Source organism: Alicycliphilus denitrificans K601 (assembly GCF_000204645.1).
Classification (GTDB): Bacteria; Pseudomonadota; Gammaproteobacteria; order Burkholderiales; family Burkholderiaceae_C; genus Alicycliphilus; species Alicycliphilus denitrificans.
Genome location: NC_015422.1, coordinates 854,642 through 875,000, shown reverse-complemented (window position 1 = coordinate 875,000; position 20,359 = coordinate 854,642). Strand labels below are relative to the sequence as shown.

General features: G+C 69.1%; 24 protein-coding genes. 2 read left to right on the top strand and 22 right to left on the bottom strand.

The window, feature by feature from the left end; all coding sequences use genetic code 11:
- Window positions 1-22: 22 nt before the first annotated feature.
- The 17 genes from hisB to ALIDE2_RS04070 form a co-directional block, all read right to left on the bottom strand.
- Window positions 23-655: an imidazoleglycerol-phosphate dehydratase HisB gene (hisB, locus tag ALIDE2_RS04150; protein WP_013517771.1), complete on the bottom strand. Its 633-nt coding sequence runs from the start codon at window positions 653-655 to the stop codon at window positions 23-25.
- Window positions 652-1,770: a pyridoxal phosphate-dependent aminotransferase gene (locus tag ALIDE2_RS04145; RefSeq protein WP_013721469.1), complete on the bottom strand. Its 1,119-nt coding sequence runs from the start codon at window positions 1,768-1,770 to the stop codon at window positions 652-654. The genes hisB and ALIDE2_RS04145 overlap by 4 nt, the downstream gene beginning before the upstream one ends.
- A gap of 17 nt (window positions 1,771-1,787) precedes the next feature.
- A complete protein-coding gene (locus tag ALIDE2_RS04140; RefSeq protein ID WP_013517769.1) occupies window positions 1,788-2,240 on the bottom strand; it encodes a PIN domain-containing protein in 453 nt (150 codons plus the stop codon).
- Window positions 2,237-2,515 (bottom strand): DUF6364 family protein, encoded by a 279-nt coding sequence (locus ALIDE2_RS04135; RefSeq protein WP_013517768.1) that lies wholly within the window; start codon window positions 2,513-2,515, stop codon window positions 2,237-2,239. Before ALIDE2_RS04135 ends, ALIDE2_RS04140 begins: the two co-directional genes overlap by 4 nt.
- A gap of 119 nt (window positions 2,516-2,634) precedes the next feature.
- Window positions 2,635-3,951: a histidinol dehydrogenase gene (gene hisD, locus ALIDE2_RS04130; RefSeq protein WP_013517767.1), complete on the bottom strand. Its 1,317-nt coding sequence runs from the start codon at window positions 3,949-3,951 to the stop codon at window positions 2,635-2,637.
- A 4-nt stretch (window positions 3,952-3,955) separates the two neighbouring features.
- Window positions 3,956-4,606, bottom strand: coding sequence for an ATP phosphoribosyltransferase (gene hisG, locus ALIDE2_RS04125; RefSeq protein ID WP_013517766.1), 651 nt, complete (start codon window positions 4,604-4,606; stop codon window positions 3,956-3,958).
- Window positions 4,603-5,877, bottom strand: coding sequence for a UDP-N-acetylglucosamine 1-carboxyvinyltransferase (murA, locus tag ALIDE2_RS04120; protein ID WP_013721468.1), 1,275 nt, complete (start codon window positions 5,875-5,877; stop codon window positions 4,603-4,605). Before murA ends, hisG begins: the two co-directional genes overlap by 4 nt.
- A gap of 24 nt (window positions 5,878-5,901) precedes the next feature.
- Window positions 5,902-6,150, bottom strand: coding sequence for a BolA family protein (locus ALIDE2_RS04115; RefSeq protein WP_013517764.1), 249 nt, complete (start codon window positions 6,148-6,150; stop codon window positions 5,902-5,904).
- Window positions 6,151-6,163: 13 nt separating this feature from the next.
- Window positions 6,164-6,919 (bottom strand): ABC transporter permease, encoded by a 756-nt coding sequence (locus ALIDE2_RS04110; protein WP_013517763.1) that lies wholly within the window; start codon window positions 6,917-6,919, stop codon window positions 6,164-6,166.
- Entirely contained in the window at window positions 6,916-7,836 is a 921-nt protein-coding gene (locus ALIDE2_RS04105; RefSeq protein WP_013517762.1) for an ABC transporter ATP-binding protein, read from the bottom strand. The genes ALIDE2_RS04110 and ALIDE2_RS04105 overlap by 4 nt, the downstream gene beginning before the upstream one ends.
- Window positions 7,837-7,917: 81 nt before the next feature.
- Complete coding sequence (locus ALIDE2_RS04100; protein ID WP_013517761.1) at window positions 7,918-9,213, bottom strand: sensor domain-containing diguanylate cyclase; 1,296 nt, start codon at window positions 9,211-9,213, stop codon at window positions 7,918-7,920.
- A 63-nt stretch (window positions 9,214-9,276) separates the two neighbouring features.
- Window positions 9,277-9,549, bottom strand: a complete 273-nt coding sequence (locus ALIDE2_RS04095; protein ID WP_013721467.1) for an STAS domain-containing protein — start codon at window positions 9,547-9,549, stop codon at window positions 9,277-9,279.
- Between the two features lie 17 nt (window positions 9,550-9,566).
- Window positions 9,567-10,229 carry an MlaC/ttg2D family ABC transporter substrate-binding protein gene (locus ALIDE2_RS04090; protein ID WP_013721466.1) on the bottom strand — a complete coding sequence of 221 codons (663 nt, stop codon included), beginning with the start codon at window positions 10,227-10,229 and terminating at the stop codon, window positions 9,567-9,569.
- A gap of 117 nt (window positions 10,230-10,346) precedes the next feature.
- Window positions 10,347-11,087, bottom strand: coding sequence for an MlaA family lipoprotein (locus tag ALIDE2_RS04085; protein ID WP_013721465.1), 741 nt, complete (start codon window positions 11,085-11,087; stop codon window positions 10,347-10,349).
- Window positions 11,084-11,572, bottom strand: a complete 489-nt coding sequence (gene mlaD, locus ALIDE2_RS04080; RefSeq protein WP_013517757.1) for an outer membrane lipid asymmetry maintenance protein MlaD — start codon at window positions 11,570-11,572, stop codon at window positions 11,084-11,086. Before mlaD ends, ALIDE2_RS04085 begins: the two co-directional genes overlap by 4 nt.
- A 34-nt stretch (window positions 11,573-11,606) precedes the next feature.
- Window positions 11,607-12,389: a lipid asymmetry maintenance ABC transporter permease subunit MlaE gene (gene mlaE / locus ALIDE2_RS04075; RefSeq protein ID WP_013517756.1), complete on the bottom strand. Its 783-nt coding sequence runs from the start codon at window positions 12,387-12,389 to the stop codon at window positions 11,607-11,609.
- Entirely contained in the window at window positions 12,386-13,234 is an 849-nt protein-coding gene (locus tag ALIDE2_RS04070) for an ABC transporter ATP-binding protein (protein ID WP_013517755.1), read from the bottom strand. Before ALIDE2_RS04070 ends, mlaE begins: the two co-directional genes overlap by 4 nt.
- 366 nt (window positions 13,235-13,600) lie before the next feature.
- Between ALIDE2_RS04070 and speD the strand changes: the two genes are divergently transcribed.
- Window positions 13,601-14,011: an adenosylmethionine decarboxylase gene (speD, locus tag ALIDE2_RS04065; RefSeq protein ID WP_013517754.1), complete on the top strand. Its 411-nt coding sequence runs from the start codon at window positions 13,601-13,603 to the stop codon at window positions 14,009-14,011.
- Complete coding sequence (gene speE, locus ALIDE2_RS04060) at window positions 14,011-14,970, top strand: polyamine aminopropyltransferase (protein WP_013721464.1); 960 nt, start codon at window positions 14,011-14,013, stop codon at window positions 14,968-14,970. The genes speD and speE overlap by 1 nt, the downstream gene beginning before the upstream one ends.
- Before the next feature lie 101 nt (window positions 14,971-15,071).
- Here speE and ALIDE2_RS04055 read toward each other — a convergent pair whose 3' ends face one another.
- The 5 genes from ALIDE2_RS04055 to ALIDE2_RS04035 form a co-directional block, all read right to left on the bottom strand.
- On the bottom strand, window positions 15,072-16,376 hold the full coding sequence (locus tag ALIDE2_RS04055) for a DUF3422 family protein (RefSeq protein ID WP_013721463.1): 1,305 nt from the start codon (window positions 16,374-16,376) through the stop codon (window positions 15,072-15,074).
- A gap of 23 nt (window positions 16,377-16,399) precedes the next feature.
- On the bottom strand, window positions 16,400-17,179 hold the full coding sequence (locus ALIDE2_RS04050) for an amino acid ABC transporter ATP-binding protein (protein ID WP_013721462.1): 780 nt from the start codon (window positions 17,177-17,179) through the stop codon (window positions 16,400-16,402).
- The gene (locus tag ALIDE2_RS04045; RefSeq protein ID WP_041701265.1) at window positions 17,160-17,813 is read right to left on the bottom strand and encodes an amino acid ABC transporter permease; all 654 of its coding nucleotides are present in this window, start codon (window positions 17,811-17,813) and stop codon (window positions 17,160-17,162) included. Before ALIDE2_RS04045 ends, ALIDE2_RS04050 begins: the two co-directional genes overlap by 20 nt.
- A 64-nt stretch (window positions 17,814-17,877) precedes the next feature.
- Complete coding sequence (locus tag ALIDE2_RS04040) at window positions 17,878-18,675, bottom strand: amino acid ABC transporter substrate-binding protein (RefSeq protein WP_013517749.1); 798 nt, start codon at window positions 18,673-18,675, stop codon at window positions 17,878-17,880.
- A 204-nt stretch (window positions 18,676-18,879) separates the two neighbouring features.
- Window positions 18,880-20,358, bottom strand: a complete 1,479-nt coding sequence (locus ALIDE2_RS04035) for a glutamate synthase subunit beta (RefSeq protein ID WP_013517748.1) — start codon at window positions 20,356-20,358, stop codon at window positions 18,880-18,882.
- Window position 20,359: the final 1 nt, after the last annotated feature.

The following is a 20,359-nucleotide window of genomic DNA, read 5'->3' as shown; positions in this document are numbered from 1 at the left end:
ACAGGCCTTTTTGGCTTGAAATCTACAGGGACCCCTTGGTGGACGGGATCACGCCCGCCGCGCGCGGGTCGCGTTCCAGCGCCGCGCGCAGCGCGCGCGCGAAGGCCTTGAACACTGTTTCGCACTGGTGGTGCGCGTTGATGCCCTTGAGGTTGTCGATGTGCAGCGTCACGCCCGCGTGGTTCACGAAGCCCTGGAAGAACTCGTAGGTGAGCTGCGTGTCGAAGCCGCCGATGCTGGCCGCCGTGAACGGGATGTGCAGGTGCAGACCCGGGCGGCCCGAGAAATCGACCACCACGCGCGAGAGCGCCTCGTCGAGCGGCACGTAGGCATGGCCGTAGCGGCGTATGCCCTTCTTGTCGCCCACGGCGCGCGCGAAGGCCTGGCCCAGCGTGATGCCCACGTCCTCCACGGTGTGGTGGCCGTCGATGTGCAGGTCGCCGTCGCAGCGCACGTCCAGGTCGATCAGGCCGTGGCGCGCGATCTGGTCGAGCATGTGGTCGAAGAAGCCTATGCCCGTGTGCAGGCTGGCCTGGCCCGTGCCGTCGAGGTTCACGCGCACGCTGATGCGCGTCTCGGCGGTGTTGCGGCTGACCTCGGCCGTGCGGTCGGCGCAGGGGTCCGGGGAGGAAGTGACGAGTGCGGAGGAAGTCATAGGGATGCCTGGAGCGCCGCGAGCATCTGGGCGTTGTCGGCATGGCTGCCCACCGTCAGACGCAGGCAGTTGGCCAGCGATGGGTGCATTGTAGAAACGTTCTTGACGAGGATCTTGCACGCCTTCATGCCCTCGTACGCCCTGGCGGAATCCGCCACGCGCACCAGCACCATGTTGGCCTGGCTGTCCCACACCTTCTCGACGCCCGGCATGGCGCGCAGCGCGGCCAGCAGGTCGGTGCGCGCGGCGCGCAGCTCGGCCGCCTGGGCGGCGAACACGCCGGCGTGCTCCAGCGCGAACAGCGCCGCCTCGCAATTGAGCACGCTCACGTTGTAGGGCGGGCGCAGCTTGTCGATCTCGTGCACCAGCGCGGCCGGGCCGATCATGTAGCCCAGGCGCACGCCGGCCAGGCCGAACTTGCTGAGCGTGCGCATCAGCAGCACGTGGCCGTTGCGCGCGGGCTCGGCGCGCATGCGATCGATCCAGCTGCGGCTGGCGAAGGGCTGGTAGGCCTCGTCCATGACCACGATGCCGCCCACTTCGGCCACGGCATCGGCGATGCGCTGCACCACTGCCTCGTCCCACAGCGTGGCCGTGGGGTTGTTGGGATAGGCCAGGAAGGTCAGGGCCGGGCGGTGCTCGGCGATCGCATCCAGCATGGCCTGCTCGCGAAGCTGGAACTCGCCGTCCAGATCCACGCCCACGTACTGCAGGCCGTGCTGCTGCGCGCACATGGCGTACATCACGAAGCCCGGCGCGGGCGCCAGCACCTTGGCCGGGCCGCTGGCGTCGCGGCGCGCGCAGGCCAGCTGCACCAGGCCGATGAGCTCGTCCGAGCCGTTGCCCAGGATGAGCGCGCTGCCCTCGGGCGCGAGCGCATGGGCGGCCAGCGCGGCTTTCAGGTCGTTCTGGCGCGTGCCCGGATAGCGGTTGAGCGCGAGCTGCCCCAGGCGCTGGCCCAGCGCGGCCTGCAGCGCGGGCGGCAGGCCGAAGGGGTTCTCCATTGCGTCCATCTTCAGGTAGCCGGTGGCGTCATGCACTGCATAGGCGTGCATGGCGCGCACGTCGGCCCGGATGCGCTGCAAGGCCAGGGATTGGGGGGTGGCATCGGTCATGGGTCTTCTCTTCCTTCTCAGGCGCCTTCTTGCGGCGCGGGGGCCGGCTGCCGCAGCGGGTGCAGCACGGTCACGCCGCCGAATTCCGCGCCATGGGGCAGGTGCAGGCTCAGCATGTGGCTGCAGCCGCTGTGCTGGGCACAGGCCACGGCCAGGCAGTCGCCGAAGTTAAGCTGGTGGCGCGCCTGCACGGCCCAGGCGGTCTCCAGCGTGGCGGCGTCGGTCTTCCAGGGCGCCCAGGTCTGGTAGCGGCGGATGGCGGCGCGCGCGTCGCCCTGCGGCATGGGCGTGGCCGCGGTAGTCACCTGGTCGTAGAACTCCACGAGCGCCTGGTTGCCGGTGCGGCCCGTGCGCATGCGCCACAGCGCGTCCAGCCAGTCCAGCGTGGCGCGGTAGAGGTCGCCGCCGGCCACGTCCTCCGCCGCGATCAGCACGGAGGTGTCGACGAACACCGTCCCCATGGCGCTCATGCGGCGGCTCCGTTCCTTGGACGTTTTTGGCCTCCAGTGCGCTTCAGACTTGCGCTGCGCGCTTGCATTTCAGGAGCATCAGCCGCGGCCGGCCCCTGCCAGCCGCGCTCGTCCGTGCGCCAGGCGAGATAGGCGCGCTCGTAGGCGTCCTCGCGCTGCATCATCTCGGCCATGAAGTCGCCCACCATGCGCGAGACGCTGGTGCCGCGCCGGGCTGCCTCCACGCGCGCCCATTCGAGCACGCTGTCTTCGACGGTGATGGTGAGGTTCTTCACGGCGCCGATGGTACACGAAATTCGTGTAACACGAAATTCGTGTCGATTGCGCGGCCTTTGCGCGGGCACAAAAAAGCCATCCCGCGGGATGGCCCTTGCGTTGCTGCGGGGAAGCCCCCCTACTTCAGCCGCATCTCCGCCGCGCGCGCATGCCCCTGCAGGCCTTCCCCGTGCGCCAGCACGCTGGCGATGCGGCCCAGCGCCTGGGCGCCCTGCTCGCTGACCTCGATGAGGCTGCTGCGCTTCTGGAAGTCGTACACGCCCAGGGGCGACGAGAAGCGCGCCGTGCCGCTCGTGGGCAGCACGTGGTTGGGGCCGGCGCAGTAGTCGCCCAGGCTTTCGCTGGTATAGGCGCCCAGGAAGATGGCACCCGCGTGCCTGAGCAGCGGCTCCCACTTGTGCGGGTCGCGGCTGGAGACTTCCAGGTGCTCGGGCGCGATGCGGTTGGAGATTTCGCAGGCCTCTTCCATGCTGCGCGTGTGGATCAGCGCGCCGCGGCCCGTGAGGCTCCTGGCGATGATTTCGGCGCGCGGCATCTGGGGCAGCAGGCGGTCGATCTCGCGCTGCACTGCGTCGATGTAGGCGGCGTCGGGGCACAGCAGGATGGACTGGGCGAGCTCGTCGTGCTCGGCCTGCGAGAACAGGTCCATGGCCACCCAGTCGGGCGGCGTGCTGCCGTCGGCCAGCACCAGGATTTCGCTCGGGCCCGCGATCATGTCGATGCCCACCTGGCCGAACACGCGCTTCTTGGCGCTGGCCACGTAGGCGTTGCCGGGGCCGGTGATCTTGTCCACCTTCGGGATGGTGGCCGTGCCGTGGGCCAGCGCGGCCACGGCCTGCGCGCCGCCGATGGTGAAGGCGCGCGTGACGCCGGCCACGCAGGCGGCGGCCAGCACCAGCGGGTTCTTCTCGCCCCTGGGCGTGGGCACGACCATGATGATCTCGGGCACGCCGGCCACGTGGGCGGGGATGGCGTTCATGAGCACGCTGCTCGGGTAGGCCGCCTTGCCGCCGGGCACGTAGATGCCCACGCGGTCGAGCGGCGTGACCTTCTGGCCCAGCAGGGTGCCGTCCTCGTCGCGGTAGCTCCAGCTCTCGCCGCAGGCTTTCTTCTGCGCCTCGTGGTAGCTGCGCACGCGCGCGGCGGCGGCGCTCAAGGCCTGGCGCTGCGCATCGGGCAGGCCGTCGTAGGCGGCCTTGAGTTCGGCCTGCGTGAGTTCCAGCGCGGCCACGCCGTCGGCCTGCAGGCCGTCGAAGCGCCGGGTGTAGTCGAGCACGGCCGCGTCGCCGCGCTGCTGCACGTCGGCCAGGATGGCGGCCACGCGTTCCTCGATGGCTGCGTCCTGGTCGGCCGACCAGTGCAGGCGGGCCGCGAAATCAGCCTCGAAAGCGTCTGAAACGGTTGACAGGCGGGCGGGAGCAGCTACGAATTGCATAGTATCAACCCTGGGGAACGGCGGAAGCGAACGCGTCGATGATGCGCTTGAGCGGCGCCTGCTTCAATTTCAGCGCCGCCTGGTTCACCACGAGGTGGGAGCTGATGTCCATGATTTGCTCCACCTCGACCAAGTTGTTGGCCTTGAGCGTATTGCCGGTGGAGACCAGGTCCACGATGGCGTCGGCCAGGCCCGTGAGCGGCGCCAGCTCCATGCTGCCGTAGAGCTTGATCATGTCCACGTGCACGCCCTTGGCCGAGAAGAAGTCGCGCGCGATGCTGGTGTACTTGGTGGCCACCTTCAGGCGCGAGCCCTGGGTGACGGCCGCGCGGTAGTCGAAGCCCGCGCGCACGGCCACGCTCACGCGGCACTTGGCGATCTGCAGATCCAGCGGGCGAAACAGCCCCTGGCCGCCATGCTCGATGAGCGAGTCCTTGCCCGCCACGCCCAGGTCGGCGCCGCCGTACTGCACGTAGGTGGGCACGTCGGTGGCGCGCACCAGCACCACGCGCACCTCGGGGCGGCTGGTGGGCAGGATGAGCTTGCGCGACTTCTCGGGGTCCTCCAGCACCTCGATGCCGGCGGCAGCCAGCAGCGGCAGGGTTTCCTCGAAGATTCGGCCCTTGGACAGGGCCAGGGTGATCTGCTGCGTCATTGGATTCTTTCGATGTCCGCGCCCAGGCCGCGCAGCTTGGCTTCCATGGCGTCGTAGCCGCGGTCCAGGTGGTAGATGCGGTCCACCAGGGTCTCGCCGCTGGCGATCAGGCCGGCGATCACCAGGCTGGCCGAGGCGCGCAGGTCGGTGGCCATGACGGTGGCGCCCGAGAGCCGCGCGCCGCCCGTCACCGTGGCCACGCGGCCGTCGATGGCGATCTGCGCGCCCAGGCGCGCCAGTTCGTTGACGTGCATGAAGCGGTTCTCGAAGATCGTCTCGGCCACCATGGCCGTTCCCTGCGCCACCACGTTCAGCGCCATGAACTGCGCCTGCATGTCGGTGGGAAAGCCCGGGTATTCGGTGGTGCGGAAGCTCTGCGCCTTGAGCTCGGCGCCGCCGGGGCTGCTGATGCGTATGCCGTCGCCCTCGGCCGCCACGCGCGCGCCGGCCTCCAGCAGCTTGTCGATGACCGCGTCCAGGTGGTCTGCGCGCGCGTGGCGCAGGAAGGCCTCGCCGCCCGCGGCCGCCACGGCGCACAGGAAGGTGCCGGCCTCGATGCGGTCGGCCACCACCTGATGCGTGCAGCCGTGCAGCCGCTCCACACCCTGGATGCGGATGCGGCTCGTGCCGTGGCCCTCGATGCGCGCGCCCATGGCGATGAGCATCTCGGCCAGGTCGGTCACCTCGGGCTCCTGCGCGGCGTTCTCCAGCACCGTCTCGCCCTCGGCCAGCGTGGCGGCCATGAGCAGGTTCTCGGTGCCGGTCACGGTGATCATGTCGGTGGTGATGCGCGCGCCGCGCAGGCGCTGCTGGCCCGCGGGCAGCTTGGCGATCATGTAGCCATGCTCGACCACGATGTGGGCGCCCATGGCCTGCAGGCCCTTGATGTGCTGGTCCACGGGGCGCGAGCCTATGGCGCAGCCACCGGGCAGGGAGATCGTGGCCTCGCCGAAGCGCGCCAGCAGCGGGCCCAGGGCCAGCACCGAGGCGCGCATGGTCTTGACCAGCTCGTAGGGCGCCTCGGGGCTGAGTGCGTCGGGCGCGACGAAGCTCATGCCGCCGCGCTCGCCATGGGTCTCGGTCTTCACGCCCATGTTGTCGAGCAGGCGGCGCATGGTGCGCACGTCGTGCAGGCGCGGCACGTTGATCAGGTGCACGGGCTCGTCGGTGAGCAGGGCGGCGCACATCTCGGGCAGGGCCGCGTTCTTGGCGCCGGAGATGACGACCTCGCCGCGCAGGGCGCGGCCGCCGCGTACCAGTAGTTTGTCCATGGGCTTTTAATCAAATAGGGGGCATCAGGCCTGCTGCCGCGCCGCCGCCCACTCGGCCGGGGTGAAGGTCTTCATCGACAGCGCATGCACCTCGTCGCGCTGCATCTTGTCGCCCAGCGTAGCGTAGACGCGCTGGTGGCGCTGTATCGGGCGCTTGCCCTCGAACTCGGCGGAAACGATGACGGCGTACCAGTGGCGGCCGTCGCCTTCGAGCGTGATGTAGTCGCAGGCCATGGCGGCGCTGATGATGTCTTTGATTTGGTCTGCAGTCATGGCGGAAAGGAATTCAGTTGCGGATCTTGTAGCCCGTGCGCAGCAGGCGCAGGGCCAGGAAGCTGACGGCCAGCCAGGCGCCGCCGACGATGGCCAGGCTGAGCCAGGGCGAAACGTCGCTCACGCCGAAGAAGCCGTAGCGGAAGCCGTCGATCATGTAGAAGAACGGGTTGAAGCGGCTGGCATGCTGCCAGAAGGGTGGCAGCGAGTGGATGGAGTAGAACACGCCCGACAGGAACGTCATGGGCATGATGAGGAAGTTCTGGAACGAGGCCATCTGGTCGAACTTGTCGGCCCACAGGCCGGCGATCACGCCCAGCGTGGCCAGCAGCGCCGCACCCAGCAGGGCGAAGACGAAGACCCAGGGCAGCGCGCTGAACGCCGGCCGCGCGAAGGCCAGCGTGACGGCGAACACCCCCAGGCCGACGAGCAGCCCGCGCAGCACCGACGAGCCCACGTAGGCCGTGAACCAGGCCCAGTGCGACAGCGGGGTGAGCAGCACGAACACCAGGTTGCCCATGATCTTGCTCTGGATGAGGCTGGACGAGCTGTTGGCGAAGGAGTTCTGCAGCATGCTCATCATCACCAGGCCCGGCACCAGGAAGGCGGTGTAGCTCAGCTGCCCGTAGACCTGCACGCGGTCCTCCAGCACGTGGCTGAAGATCAGCAGGTACAGCACGGCGGTGAGCACGGGCGCGGCCACGGTCTGGAAGGCCACCTTCCAGAAGCGCAGCACCTCCTTGTAGAACAGGGTCTGCCAGCCGGTCATGCCACGGCCTCCGCGGCTTCCGAACCCATCACCTTGATGAAAACGTCCTCCAGGTCGGCGCGGCGGATCTCCACGTCCTCGCTGGCCACGCCGGCCTCGCGCAGGGCCGCCAGGTGGTGCTCGATCTCGGCGGCGTCATGGGCGGGCAGCTGCACGATGCGCCCGGTCACGCGCGCGAGCCGCGCCAGCGCCGCGGGCAGCGGCGCATCGGTCTTGAACTGCAGCACGCTGGCGTTGGCGCTCTGCAGCAGCTCGGAGGTGCTGTCGAGCGCCACCACCCGGCCGTTCTTGAGCATGGCGATGCGCCCGCACAGCGCCTCGGCCTCCTCCAGGTAATGGGTGGTGAGCAGCACCGTATGGCCCTGCTTGTTGAGCCTGGCGATGAACTGCCACAGCGTCTGGCGCAGCTCCACGTCCACGCCGGCCGTGGGTTCGTCCAGCACGATGATGGGCGGCTTGTGCACCAGCGCCTGCGCCACCAGCACGCGCCGCTTCATGCCGCCCGAGAGCTGGCGCATGTTGGCCGTGGCCTTGTCGGCCAGGCCCAGGCTTTCGAGCAGTTCGTCGATCCAGGCATCGTTGTTCTTCACGCCGAAGTAGCCCGACTGCAGGCGCAGTGTCTCGCGCACGTTGAAGAACGGGTCGAACACCAGTTCCTGCGGCACCACGCCCAGGCACTGGCGTGCGCGCGCGAAGTCGGCCTGCACGTCGTGGCCCAGCACCGTCACGCGGCCCTGGGTGGCGCGCGACAGGCCGGCCAGGATGCTGATCAGTGTGGTCTTGCCCGCGCCGTTGGGCCCCAGCAGGCCGAAGAATTCGCCCTCCTCGATGTCCAGGCTGACGCCGTGCAGGGCCTGGAACGGCCCGCGGGGCGTGGGGAATGTCTTGGAGACGGATTGGAAGGATACGGCGGTCATGGGAACCGCGCATTCTAAGTCGCCGCCGCCGGACAGGCGCCTGCGGGGACATAGGCGGCGGGGGGCGGCCCACCCGGGGAGTCAACCTCCGGGCCAGGCGAAGATGCAGTCCCGGCCCTGCTGCTTGGCGCAGTAGAGCGCCCGGTCGGCGCGCGAGAACAGCGTGTCGAACGCCTGGTCGCCGCTCTCCAGGCTGGCGACGCCGAAGCTCGCGCTGATGCGCAGCTGCGGGCTCTGCCCGTCCACGCACAGGGAGCCAGCCGACACGCGGATGCGCTCGGCGATGCGCCGGGCGTCATCGAGGCCCGTGTCCGGCAGCAGGATGCAGAACTCCTCCCCGCCGGTGCGGGCGCACAGGTCTGCCTCGCGCAGCATGCTCTGGCAACAGGCTGCGAACGCGCACAGCACGCGGTCGCCCAGCGGGTGGCCGTAGCTGTCGTTGAAACGCTTGAAATGGTCGATGTCGATGGCGATCAGGGACAGCGGCGTGCCGTGCCTGCGGCTGCGCGCGAACTCGTGCCCGGCGCGTTCGCAGAAGCTGCGCCGGTTGGCCAGGCCCGTCAGGCCATCGGTGCTGGCCTGACGCCTGAGCTCCTCCTTGAGCTCGTGCAGCTCGGTGATGTCGGTGCTCAGGCCGATCACCGCCGGCGTGCCGTCGGGCGCGGGCAGGGGCACGACCACGCGCCAGTAGTGGCGCAGCCGCCCGCAGGCATCGACCACCGCCTCCTCGCTGCTCTGGCGCTGCCCCGATGCGAAGATCTTCTGGTCCATCGCCCAGAATCTGTCGGCCAGGTCGCGCGGCAGGAGGTCCGTGTCCAGGCTGCCGACGATGCGCTCGACCGGCAGGCCCAGGACGTCGGCCATATGCTGGTTGGCGTAGACGAAGCGCCGGTTGGCGTCCTTCATGTAGACCAGCGCGTCCACGTTGTCCAGGACGGTGTCGAGCAGCTCCTTCTGCTTGCGCACGCGGTCTTCCAGGCGCTTCTTCTCGGTGATGTCGTGCGAGATGCCCAGCATGCCGACGATGTTGCCCGCGGCGTCGCGCAGCGGCTTCTTCATGGACCAGTAGGTGCGCAGCTCGCCCGTGGCCTTGATGAGGTTGGTTTCCTCGCGCGCGATGGTCTCACCACCGCGCAGCACGCGCGCATCGTTCTCACGAATGACTTGGTTGCTCTTCTCGCCGAAAAAGTGGCTGATGTCCTTGCCCAGCACGTAGTCCAGCGGATGCCCCAGCAGCTCCAGCACCAGGCGGTTGGCGTAGGTGTAGCACCCCTGCAAGTCGATGGTGTAGACGAAGGCCCCGACCTCGTCGAGCAGCTGTCGAAACGGATCGGGCGCCGGGCCGGAGGGTGCCGCACCGGGTTCGGGCTTGGACATGGTGGATTTTCGTGTTCAGCACGGCAAGTATCTCCCCGAAGGCCGGCACGCCGCCTTCGGGGTTCACCCCAACGAGGGCAGCAGCTCCTGCACGCCGTACAGGCCCGCCAGGCTGGCCAGCGCCGGCGGCAGGGCCTTGACCATGAAGCCCTTGCCCTCGGAAACGGCCACGCGGCGGCACTCCAGCAGCACGGCCAGGGCCGACGAGTCGAAGGCGGCCAGCGCCCCGGCATCGACCACCACCTGCTGCTCGCCCTGGGCCTTGAGCGCCTGCAGCAGCATGCGCAGGCTGACCGAGGCCTGGCGGTGCGTGAGTTCGGCAGGCAGTACCAGCATGCAGACGCCCTCCGCGCTCACTTCGCGCCGGCGACGCCGGCGTTGGTGCCGGCATTGGCCTTGTTGCGCGCGGCCAGGGTCTCGATCAGGCCGTCCACGCCCTTGGCGTTGATCTCCTGGGCGAACTGGGGACGGTAGGTATCGACCAGCCACACGCCCAGCACGTTCAGGTTGTAGATCTTCCAGCCGCCGCCCTCGCCCGGGGTCTTTTCCAGGCGGTAGTCCAGCTGCACCGGATTGCCGCGGCCGCGGATCTCGGTGCGCACCAGCACGTCCGTATCCCCCGGCGCGGCGCGCAGCGGCTTGACGACGATGGTCTGGTCCGTGACCTGGCTCAGGGCGCCGGAGTAGGTGCGCACCAGCAGGGTCTTGAACTCGTCCTGCAGGCGCTTTTGCTGCTCGGGCGTGGCGCTGCGCCAGGCCGGCCCGACGGCGGCGGCCGTCATGCGGCGGAAGTTCACGTGCGGCAGGATGGCCTTGTTCACCAGCACCATGATCTTGTCCACGTCGCCGCTCTTGATGGACTTGTCATTGCGCACGGTCTCCAGCACGTCGGCCGACAGGCGCTTGATCAGCGCATCGGGCGCCTCGTCGGCGGCCAGCGCGGCCTGGTGCCAGGGCAGCCCGGCGGCCACCACCAGGGCGGCGGCCGATTGCATGAGGGTGCGACGGTTGGTCATGGGGAGATCCTTGCAGAGTTTTTGTTTTTTTGATTGTGGGGTGCGGGGCGCGCGCACATTGCGTCGCCCGCGTGCCGGGATGCAAGCAACTGCAACCATGCCCGCGGGGCGCCGCCGTCAATAGTCGTCGGGCAGCTTGCCGCCTTCCTCGTCGTCCGCGCCGGCTTTCGCCCCCCCACGCAGCTTGAGGTACACGTCGCGCGTGAAGCTGTAGGAGTCGAGCGCGGCCTCGTCGAGCACGCTGGTCGCGTGCAGCAGGCTGGCGCGCTTGTCCACGAAGCGCAGGCCATAGAGCGAATTGCGCACCGGCACATCGTTTACATAACCCACCGGGTCGCCGACGAAGTAGTCCACGGGCAGGGCCGCCGTGTCGCGCACCGTGGACGGGCCCAGCAGCGGCAGCACCAGATAGGGGCCCGTGGGCACGCCCCAGCGCCCCAGCGTCAGGCCGAAGTCCTGCTTGTGGCGCTCTATGCCGGCCTCGCTCGCGATGTCCAGCAGCCCGCCCAGGCCGAAGACCGTGTTCGTGCTGAAGCGCACGAGGCTCTCGTAAGCCTCCAGGCCGCGCGCCTGCAGCAGGTTGTTGACGAACGACCAGGCGTCGCCCAGGTTGGCGAAGAAGTTACCCACGCCAGTGCGCACGGGCCTCGGTATCACGTCGCGGTACACGGTGGCCACGGGCTTGAGCACGGCCTTGTCCACGTTCTCGTTGAACCGGGTCATGCCGCGGTTGTAGGGCTCGAACGGGTCGGCCGGGTTGGCATTGGGGCCCGTGGCGCAGCCGGTGGCAAGGGCCGCGCCGAGCAGCAGCGCCGCCCAGCGCGCCGCCCGGGTTCTGGATCGTGAGTCAGTTGTCATTTTTTTCCACCTCCGCCCGCCGGAGCAGCGCCCTGCTCTGCCTTGCCGTAGAGGAACTGGCCGATCAGGTTTTCCAGCACCACGGCGGACTGCGTGTTCGTGACCATGCTGCCGTCGGCGAGGTTGTCCTCCTCCGCGCCGGGCTCGATGCCGATGTACTGGTCGCCCAGCAGGCCGCTGGTCAGGATCTTGAGCGAGCTGTCCTTGGGGAAAGCGTAGCGCTTTTCGATCTCCAGCGCCACGCGCGCCTGGTAGGTCTTGTCGTCGAAGCTGATCGACTGCACGCGCCCCACGACCACGCCGGCGCTGCGCACCGCCGCCTTGGGCTTGAGGCCGCCGATGTTGTCGAAGCGCGCCGTGATCACGTAGCCAGAGCGGAAGTTGAGCTGGAGCAAGTTGGCCGACTGCAGGGCCAGGAAGACCAGCGCCGCGCCTCCGAGCAGGACGAACAGCCCGACCCAGATATCGTTCTTGGAATGCTGCATGGTGAATTTCCTCGGCGGCGGTGGCTGCCGCTCCTCAAATACTGAACATCAGTGCCGTGAGGACGAAGTCCAGCCCCAGCACGGTGAGCGATGCCATGACCACGGTGCGCGTGGTGGCGCGCGAAACGCCCTCGGGCGTGGGCTTGGCCATGTAGCCCTGCAGCACCGCGATGAAGGTGACGGCCACGCCGAACACGACGCTCTTGACAACGCCGTTGCCCACGTCCTTCCAGACGTCGACGCTGCTTTGCATCTGCCCCCAGAAGGCGCCGCCGTCCACGCCGATCAGCACCACGCCGACCAGCCAGCCGCCGATCACGCCCACGGCGCTGAACACCGCCGCCAGGAGCGGCATGGCGATCACGCCGCCCCAGAAGCGCGGCGCCAGGATGCGCTGCACCGGGTCCACGGCCATCATCTCCATGGCCGAGAGCTGCTCGCCCGCGCGCATGAGGCCGATCTCGGCCGTGAGCGAGGTGCCCGCGCGGCCGGCGAACAGCAGCGCCGTGACCACGGGTCCGAGCTCGCGCACCAGCCCCAGCGTGACCACCAGGCCCAGCGAGTTGGCCGAGCCGTAGAGCTGCAGCACGTTGTAGCCCTGCAGCGCCAGCACGAAGCCCACGAACAGGCCCGACATGGCGATGATGGACAGCGAATAGTTGCCCAGGAAGTGCACCTGGTCGCGCACCAGACCGAAGCGCCGCATGGCCGTGCCGAACAGGCCCACGAGGCGCACGAACAGGCGCGCGCCCATGCCGAGGTCCGCCAGCTTGCTGCGCACGGCATAGCCCACGTGCGACGGCCGCCACCAGCTCATGGCGTACCTCCGTCCTGGTGCTGCGCGCCGACGGGGCCGAAGTCCTGGGCCACGCTGGGGCCGGGGTAGTGGAACGGCACGGGCCCCGTGGGCAGCGCGTGCACGAACTGGTGCACCAGCGGGTCGGTGCTGGCGCGCACCTCTTCGGGCGTGCCCTGCGCGGCCACGGTGCCGGGGCCGAGGATGATGACGTGGTCCGCCAGGCGGAAGGTCTCCTCCAGGTCGTGCGAGACGACGATGGTGGTCAGGCCCATGGCGTCGCCCAGCTGGCGGATGAGCTGCGCGGCCGTGCCCAGCGAGATCGGGTCCAGCCCCGCGAAGGGCTCGTCGTACATGATGAGCTCGGGATCGAGCGCAATGGCGCGCGCCAGCGCCACGCGCCGCGCCATGCCGCCCGAGATCTGGCTGGGCATGAGGTCGCGCGCGCCGCGCAGGCCCACGGCGTTGAGCTTCATGAGCACGATGTCGCGGATCAGCTCCTCGGGCAGATCGGTGTGCTCGCGCAGCGGGAAGGCCACGTTCTCGAACACGCTCATGTCGGTGAACAGCGCGCCGAACTGGAACAGCATGCCCATGCGCCGACGCGCGGCGTAGAGCTGCGCGGTGTCCATGCGGCCCACGTCCTGCCCGGCCACCAGCACCTCGCCCTGCTGCGCGCGCTGCTGCCCGCCGATCAGGCGCAGCACCGTGGTCTTGCCCCCGCCCGAGGCGCCCATGAGCGCCGTGACCTTGCCGCGCGGCACCGTCAGGGACAGGTCGCGCAGGATCACGCGCTCGCCGTACCCGAAGGTGACGTTGCACAGTTCCACGAGGGCGTCGCTGGACGCGGGGGATTGGGGTTGCATGTTGGACAGAAATGGGATCGCCGAGGCCCGGGCCGCGCGGCGAACCCCGCATCATAGGGGAAACCCTTCACCTTCCGCTGCGCGCCCATAGAACCCATAGTTCTAATATAACGATCGGCTATAATCATAGGTTCGAAAAAATGTCATGCCCCGGCTCCGGCCAGGGCGGATTGCTGTCAGCGTTGCATGGGCGTGTAGGTGCGCACAACGGAACGAAGGCGCGGCAATGAGCCAGCGACATTCCTTTCCTTCCGTCACGCGCCTGCCGCCGCAGCAGCGTGCCGGCCGGTACCCGACGGGGCGCTCCCCCGGCCGTGGTAGCGGTTTTTGCCACCTCCTCGCAAAAAGGGAAAAGGTTCCAGAACCATGAAAAACCTCCAGTCCGTCGTCCCCATAGCACCTGCCGCCACCCCGCGCAAGGCCACCGGCCTGCACCTGATAGGCGACCTGTACGGCTGCCTGTGCGACAGCCGCCTGATGCTGGACGCCGAGTACCTGGAGACCTTCTGCAAGGAACGCGTGGCCGCCGCCGGCCTGACCGCCGTGGGCAGCCTGTTCCACAGCTTCGGCGAGGGCGGCGGCGTGACCGGCGTGGTGGTGCTGGCCGAGTCGCACCTGTCCATCCACACCTGGCCCGAGGCGGGCTACGTCACGCTGGACGTGTACGTGTGCAACTACACCGCGAACAACCGGCCCAAGGCGCAGAAGCTGTTCGACGACCTGCAGGCCGCATTCAACCCCAAGGACCCCCACCTGCATCGCGTCGACCGCGCCTGATGAGCGGCACGCCTGCCGCGCAGGCCACGCTCTACGTGGCCGAGCGCCTGAACGCCGACTTCGGCTTCTACCTGAGCTGCGGCCGCCCGCTTGCCGAGCGCCGGTCGGCCTGGCAGCACATCGAGGTCTTCGACAACGCCCAGTTCGGCCGCGTGATGCGCATCGACGGCTGCTTCATGACCAGCGAGCGCGACGAGTTCTTCTACCACGAGCCCATGGTGCACCTGCCGGCCATCGCCCACCCGGGCGTGCGCACGGCGCTCGTGGTGGGTGGCGGCGACGGCGGCGCGGCCGAGGAGCTGCTCAAGCTGCCGGGCATCGAGCGCGTGGTGCTGGCCGAGCTGGACGGCGACGTGGTCGCCATGGCGCGCGAGTGGCTCGGCGCCATCCACCGCGGCGCGTTCGACGACCCGCGCCTGCAGCTGCGCCTGGGCGACGCGCGCGACCTGCTGGTGCAGGGCGGCGAGCGCTTCGACCAGATCGTGCTGGACCTGACCGACCCCTTCGGCCCGGCCGTGGAGCTGTACACCGTGGAGTTCTACGCGGCCTGCCGCCGGGCGCTGAACCCCGGCGGCGTGCTCTCGCTGCACCTGGGCTCGCCCATCCACCTGCCCGAGACCATGACGCGCATCGCCGCCTCGGTGCGCGCGGTGTTCCCCGTCTTCCGCCCCTACCTGCAGTACGTGCCGCTGTACGGCACGCTGTGGTGCATGGCCATGGCCTCGAACGACACCGACCCGGCCCTGCTCGGCGCGAGCGAAGTGGATGCGCGCATCGCCGCGCGCGGCCTGCACGGCCTGCAGCTCTACAACGGCGCCATGCACCAGGCGCTGCTGGCCCAGCCCAACTTCGTGCGCGCGCTGCTGGCGCGGCCCACGCGGCCGCTGCGCAGCGGGGACGTGCTGGACGAGGTGCGCGATCCGTCGGAGCTGCCGCCCGTCACGGTGACGACGGGTTGATCCTCAAAAAAGAGAGCTGCTCCCACTTGCTTCTACTGGTTCTCAGCATGAAGACATGTTGAAATCATTGAAGAACAAGCGGAAGCAGCTCTTCTTTTTGATCAATGCGCCTCGCCGAACATGCGGTGGTGCAGGCGCCGCAGCGACCACCACACGCTGGCCGCGACCAGCGGGATCGCCACGGCCGCCGTGCTCTCGGGCGAGAAGGGCCAGCCAATCTTCTGCGCGCCCTTGGCCAGGTAGCTCACCAGGCCGACGATGTAATAGGTGATGGCCGCCACCGACAGCCCCTCCACCGTGGACTGGAGCTTGAGCTGCAGGTCGCCGCGGCGGTTCATCGCGACCAGCAGGGCCTGGTTGTTCTGCTGCTGCTCGATCTCCACGCGCGTGCGCAGCAGGCTGCTCATGCGCGAGACGCGCTCGGACAGCGCGTTCTGCCGCCGCGCGGCCCAGGCGCAGGTGCTGCGCGCGGGGCTCAGGCGCCGCTCCATGAATTCGCCGATGGTCTGCAGGCCCGCGATGCGCGATTCGGCGATGTCCTGGATGCGCCGGTCCACCAGCTCGAAATACGCGCTGCTGGCCGAGAAGCGCGAATGCGTGGCCGCGTACTGCCCCTCGACCTGCCCCGCCAGCCGCGTGAGGCGGTCGAGCAGCGCGGGCTCGGCGTCGCGGCGCGAGCTGCGTATGGCCTCGGCCAGCGCGGCCAGCTCGCACTCGGCGCTGGCCAGGGCGGCGCCGGCCTCACGCGCGGCGGGCAGGCCCAGCAGGGCCGCCATGCGGTAGGTCTCGATCTCCAGCAGCTGCTGCACCAGCCGCCCCAGGCGCTGGTGCGAGAGTGCCCCGGCCACGAGCAGCATGCGCGAGAAGCCGTCGGCATGGATGGCGAAGTCGGTGTAGACCTCGCCCTGCCCCTCGGCCACGGCCGAGGCGACGAGCGACTCCTCGCGCAGCCAGCCGCGCTGCGCCGGCGTGGCGGACCAGCCGCCGCCCGCGGCCACCCACAGGTGCAGCGCGCACAGGCATTCGCCGGGCAGCAGCGCGAGCCAGTCGCGCGGCACGGCCTCCAGCGCCGCCGCGGGCGCACGCCCCTCCCCGGCATGGATGCCGCCGACCGGCACGACCGTGAAGGTCCAGGTGACGAACTCGGTGTGCAGCTCCCAGCGGATGCGGAAGGCCCCCAGGTCCGCGCGCAGATGGGTGGTATGCGCGTCCGGCGGCGCCAGGTGGTGGTCGCGCAGCAGCGCCGCCAGGTGGGCGCGGCTCGCATCGCGGCCCGCCGCGTCGGCCAGCATCACGATGTGCGAGATCGCCAGCGGCGCGGCCATGGCCTCGGGCGGGCGGGCGTGGACTTCGTTGTGCAGCAGTACGCGCTGGGCGTGCTGGGCTGGGAGCGGGGCGAGGTTCATGGACGTTTGGATGTCGGTTGCGCCTACAGCATGTGTTCCAGGAACGCCCGCGCGCGCTCGTGCCCCGGGTCGGCGAAGAACTCCTGCGCGGGGCGCGCCGTGATCAGCTCGCCCTGATCCATGAAGGCCACGCGGTGCGCGACCTCGCGCGCGAAGCCCATCTCGTGCGTGACGACGAGCATGGTCATGCGCTCCTCGGCCAGCTCTCGCATGGTGCGCAGCACCTCGCCCGTGAGTTCGGGGTCGAGCGCCGAGGTGGGCTCGTCGAACAGCATGATGTCGGGCTGCATGGCGAGCGCCCGGGCGATGGCCACGCGCTGCTTCTGCCCGCCCGACAGGCGCGCGGGGTAGTTGTCGCGCTTCTGCGACAGGCCCACCTTGTCCAGCAGCTTCTCGGCGCGCGCGACGGTCTCGGCGCGCGGCAGGCCCTGCACCACCATGGGCGCCTCGATGAGGTTCTCCAGCACCGTGAGGTGCGGGAACAGGTTGAAGTGCTGGAACACCATGCCGGTCTTGGCGCAGATGCGGCGCACCTCGGCGTCGGGCACGTAGCGGCAGTGGCCGCGGGCATCGGTCGTGGCCAGCGGCTCGCCCTCGATGGCGACGTGGCCGCCGTCTATGGTTTCCAGGTGGTTCAGGCAGCGCAGGAAGGTGCTCTTGCCCGAGCCCGAGGGGCCGATGACGGCCACCACCTCGCCGCGCGCGACCGACAGCGAGACGCCGCGCAGCACCACGTTGTGGCCGAAGCGCTTGACCACGCCGCGCGCCTCGATCATGGGCACGTCACTGGTCGTATTTGGCATAGCGTTGCTCCAGGCGCTGGAAGCCCCAGGTGAGCACCAGGGTCATCAGCAGATAGAAGGCCGCGGCGACGATGAAGGGCGTGGTGGTGAAGTCGCGCTGCACGATGCCGCGCGCGGCGCGCAGCAAGTCGTTGAGGGCCAGCACGTAGATCAGGGAAGTGTCCTTGACCAAGGTGATGGTTTCGTTGCTCATGGGCGGCAGGATGCTGCGCACCATCTGCGGCAGCACGATGCGGCGCATGGTCTGGCCGTAGCTCATGCCGAGCACCTTGGCGGCCTCGTACTGGCCCCGGTCCACGGACTGGATGCCGGCGCGGAAGATCTCGGCGAAGTAGGCCGCGTAGTTGAGCGCGAACGCCGTGACGGCCGCCGGGAAGTCCGGCAGGCGCACGCCGACCACGGGCACGAAGGGAAGCGCGAAGTAGATGAACAGCATCTGCAGCATGAGCGGCGTGCCGCGCATGAGCCAGATGTAGCCGTTCACCGCGCCCGACAGGGCCTTCCAGCGCGACAGCCGCGCCAGCGCCAGCACGAGACCCAGCGGCACGGCCAGCGCCAGCGTGATGACGAACAGCTTCAGGGTGACGGTGGCGCCCTGCGCCAGCGGCCCCAGGAGGGAGAGTACGTAGTCCATCATGAAAACACCGGCAGGCCGATGCAGGCGCTGCCGGTGTCAGGTAAGCCCGAGGAGGGGTAGGTTACTTGATGATGTTCTTGCCGAACCACTGCTCGGCGATCTTCGCGGCCGCGCCGTCGGCCTTCATGTCGGCCAGCGCCTTGTCGAGCTTGCCGTGCAGTTCGGTGTCGTCCTTGCGCAGGCCCACGCCGTATTCCTCGGTGCCGAAGTTGTCGTCGAGCACTTCGTACTGGTCGGGCTTCTTGGCCACGTAGTAGCGGCCCACCACCTCGTCGACCACCACGGCCTCCAGGCGGCCGGTGGACAGGTCCATGAGCGCGGTCACGTTGTCGCCGAAGGTCTTGAATTCCTTGAACGACTTGAACACCGCGTCTTCCTTCTTGATCGCGTCCACGGCGCTGGAGCCCTCCTGCGCGCCGACGACCTTGCCGGCCAGGTCGGCCTTGGCCTTGATGGCCGAGCCGGCGGGCACGACGATGATCTGGTGGTTCTCCATGTAGGGCGCGGTGAAGGCGATGTTCTGCTTGCGCTCCTCGGTGATGGTCAGGCCGTTCCACAGCACGTCCACGCGCTTGCCCGACAGCTCGGCCTCCTTGGCGCTCCAGTCGATGGGCTTGAACTCCACTTGCAGGCCCAGGCGCTTGGCGGCCTCCTTGGCCATGTCGATGTCGAAGCCGACCAACTCGTTCTTCTCGTCGCGAAAGCCCATGGGCGGGAAGTTGTCGTCCAGGCCAACGACGATCTGGGTCACGGCGGCGGGCGCGGGCGCGGCGGCGGGCGCGGGGGCGTTCTCCTGCTTGGAGCAGCCCGCCAGCACGGCACCCAGGGACAGCAAGGCAACGGCAGCAATCTTCTTCATGGCGTAGTAGCGATCTTCAAAGGAAACGGTGGGAAGGATCCGGCCCGCGCCCGGGATGGCGCGGCCGGGGAAACCCGCGATTGTCCCACCGTTGGCACGGGCCGCGCCCGCACGCCATGCCCGCCGCCCCACGGGTTTGAAGCAAAAACGGCCTGCAATGCCCGTCCATCAAGCGCTGGAAGCTATTTTTCCAATAGCGAACGTTCAGCGCGGCAGGTCGCTGGCGCCCATCAGGAACTCATCGACCGCGCGCGCGGCCTGCCGGCCCTCGCGGATGGCCCAGACGACGAGCGACTGGCCGCGGCGCATGTCGCCCGCGGCGAACACCTTGGGCACGCTGGTGGCGTAGCCGCCGATGAAGTCCGTGCTGGCGCGGGCGTTGCCGCGCGCGTCCTTGTCCACGCCGAAGGCGTCGAGCACGGCCGCGACGGGGCTGACGAAGCCCATGGCCAGCAGCACGAGGTCGGCAGGGTATTCCTTCTCGGTGCCGGGCACCTCGGAGAACCTGCCGTCCTTGAACTCGACCTGTACGGTCTTCAGGCCCGTGACCTTGCCCTTGTGCCCCGTGAACTCCTTGGTGGAGATGGCGAACTCGCGCACGCAGCCCTCGTCGTGGCTGGAGCTGGTGCGCAGCTTGAGCGGCCAGTAGGGCCAGACGAGCGGCTTGTTCTCCTGCTCGGGCGGCATGGGCATGACCTCGAACTGCGTCACGCTCTTGGCGCCGTGGCGGTTGCTGGTGCCCACGCAGTCGCTGCCGGTGTCGCCGCCGCCGATGACGATGACGTGCTTGCCATCGGCCCGAATCTGGCCCTTGAGCTTGTCGCCCGCGTTGACCTTGTTCTGCTGCGGCAGGAACTCCATGGCGAAGTGGATGCCCGCGAGGTCCCGCCCCGGCACGGGCAGGTCGCGGCTCTGCTCGGCGCCGCCGGTGAGCAGCACGGCGTCGAATTCGGCCTGCAGCTGCGCGGGCGTGACGGTCTCGGTGGACCAGTTGGTGACCTTGCTGCCCTGCCCCAGGCCGTCCTTCTCGCTGCCCACGAACACGCCGGTGCGGATCTGCACGCCCTCGGCCACGAGCTGGCGCACGCGCTTGTCGATGTGGCCCTTGTCGAGCTTGAAGTCGGGGATGCCGTAGCGCAGCAGGCCGCCCACGCGGTCGTTCTTCTCGAACAGCGTCACGTCGTGCCCGGCGCGCGCGAGCTGCTGCGCCGCAGCGAGGCCCGCCGGGCCGGCGCCGACGATGGCGACCTTCCTGCCGGTCTTGTGCCTGGGCAGCTGGGGCTGCACCCAGCCCTCGGCCCAGGCGCGGTCGACGATGGCGTGCTCGATGCTCTTGATACCCACCGCGTCGCTGTTGATGTTGAGCGTGCACGCTGCCTCGCAGGGCGCGGGGCAGATGCGGCCGGTGAACTCGGGGAAGTTGTTGGTGCTGTGCAGCACCGTGCTCGCGCTTCTCCAGTCCTGGTGGTACACGAGGTCGTTGAAGTCCGGGATGATGTTGTTGACCGGGCAGCCGTTGTTGCAGAACGGCGTGCCGCAGTCCATGCAGCGCGCGGCCTGAATCTTGGCCTGCTCGCTGCTCAGGCCGATGACGAATTCCTTGTAGTGCTTCACGCGCTCGGCGGGCGCGGGGTAGCCCTCCTCGATGCGCTCGTATTCCAGAAAGCCTGTCGTCTTTCCCATG

Bases quoted from the DNA above. Each gene is read 5' to 3' on its own strand.
- ALIDE2_RS04050 (WP_013721462.1), bottom strand. From the start codon at position 17,179: ATGCCAAATACGACCAGTGACGTGCCCATGATCGAGGCGCGCGGCGTG.
- ALIDE2_RS04145 (WP_013721469.1), bottom strand. From the start codon at position 1,770: ATGACCGATGCCACCCCCCAATCCCTGGCCTTGCAGCGCATCCGGGCC.
- mlaD (WP_013517757.1), bottom strand. From the start codon at position 11,572: ATGCAGCATTCCAAGAACGATATCTGGGTCGGGCTGTTCGTCCTGCTC.
- hisD (WP_013517767.1), bottom strand. From the start codon at position 3,951: ATGCAATTCGTAGCTGCTCCCGCCCGCCTGTCAACCGTTTCAGACGCT.
- ALIDE2_RS04105 (WP_013517762.1), bottom strand. From the start codon at position 7,836: ATGACCGCCGTATCCTTCCAATCCGTCTCCAAGACATTCCCCACGCCC.
- speD (WP_013517754.1), top strand. From the start codon at position 13,601: ATGAAAAACCTCCAGTCCGTCGTCCCCATAGCACCTGCCGCCACCCCG.
- ALIDE2_RS04085 (WP_013721465.1), bottom strand. From the start codon at position 11,087: ATGACAACTGACTCACGATCCAGAACCCGGGCGGCGCGCTGGGCGGCG.
- ALIDE2_RS04035 (WP_013517748.1), bottom strand. From the start codon at position 20,358: ATGGGAAAGACGACAGGCTTTCTGGAATACGAGCGCATCGAGGAGGGC.
- ALIDE2_RS04140 (WP_013517769.1), bottom strand. From the start codon at position 2,240: ATGAGCGCCATGGGGACGGTGTTCGTCGACACCTCCGTGCTGATCGCG.
- hisG (WP_013517766.1), bottom strand. From the start codon at position 4,606: ATGACGCAGCAGATCACCCTGGCCCTGTCCAAGGGCCGAATCTTCGAG.
- ALIDE2_RS04110 (WP_013517763.1), bottom strand. From the start codon at position 6,919: ATGACCGGCTGGCAGACCCTGTTCTACAAGGAGGTGCTGCGCTTCTGG.
- speE (WP_013721464.1), top strand. From the start codon at position 14,011: ATGAGCGGCACGCCTGCCGCGCAGGCCACGCTCTACGTGGCCGAGCGC.
- murA (WP_013721468.1), bottom strand. From the start codon at position 5,877: ATGGACAAACTACTGGTACGCGGCGGCCGCGCCCTGCGCGGCGAGGTC.
- mlaE (WP_013517756.1), bottom strand. From the start codon at position 12,389: ATGAGCTGGTGGCGGCCGTCGCACGTGGGCTATGCCGTGCGCAGCAAG.
- ALIDE2_RS04100 (WP_013517761.1), bottom strand. From the start codon at position 9,213: ATGTCCAAGCCCGAACCCGGTGCGGCACCCTCCGGCCCGGCGCCCGAT.
- ALIDE2_RS04090 (WP_013721466.1), bottom strand. From the start codon at position 10,229: ATGACCAACCGTCGCACCCTCATGCAATCGGCCGCCGCCCTGGTGGTG.
- ALIDE2_RS04045 (WP_041701265.1), bottom strand. From the start codon at position 17,813: ATGGACTACGTACTCTCCCTCCTGGGGCCGCTGGCGCAGGGCGCCACC.
- ALIDE2_RS04055 (WP_013721463.1), bottom strand. From the start codon at position 16,376: ATGAACCTCGCCCCGCTCCCAGCCCAGCACGCCCAGCGCGTACTGCTG.
- hisB (WP_013517771.1), bottom strand. From the start codon at position 655: ATGACTTCCTCCGCACTCGTCACTTCCTCCCCGGACCCCTGCGCCGAC.
- ALIDE2_RS04115 (WP_013517764.1), bottom strand. From the start codon at position 6,150: ATGACTGCAGACCAAATCAAAGACATCATCAGCGCCGCCATGGCCTGC.
- ALIDE2_RS04070 (WP_013517755.1), bottom strand. From the start codon at position 13,234: ATGCAACCCCAATCCCCCGCGTCCAGCGACGCCCTCGTGGAACTGTGC.
- ALIDE2_RS04040 (WP_013517749.1), bottom strand. From the start codon at position 18,675: ATGAAGAAGATTGCTGCCGTTGCCTTGCTGTCCCTGGGTGCCGTGCTG.
- ALIDE2_RS04095 (WP_013721467.1), bottom strand. From the start codon at position 9,549: ATGCTGGTACTGCCTGCCGAACTCACGCACCGCCAGGCCTCGGTCAGC.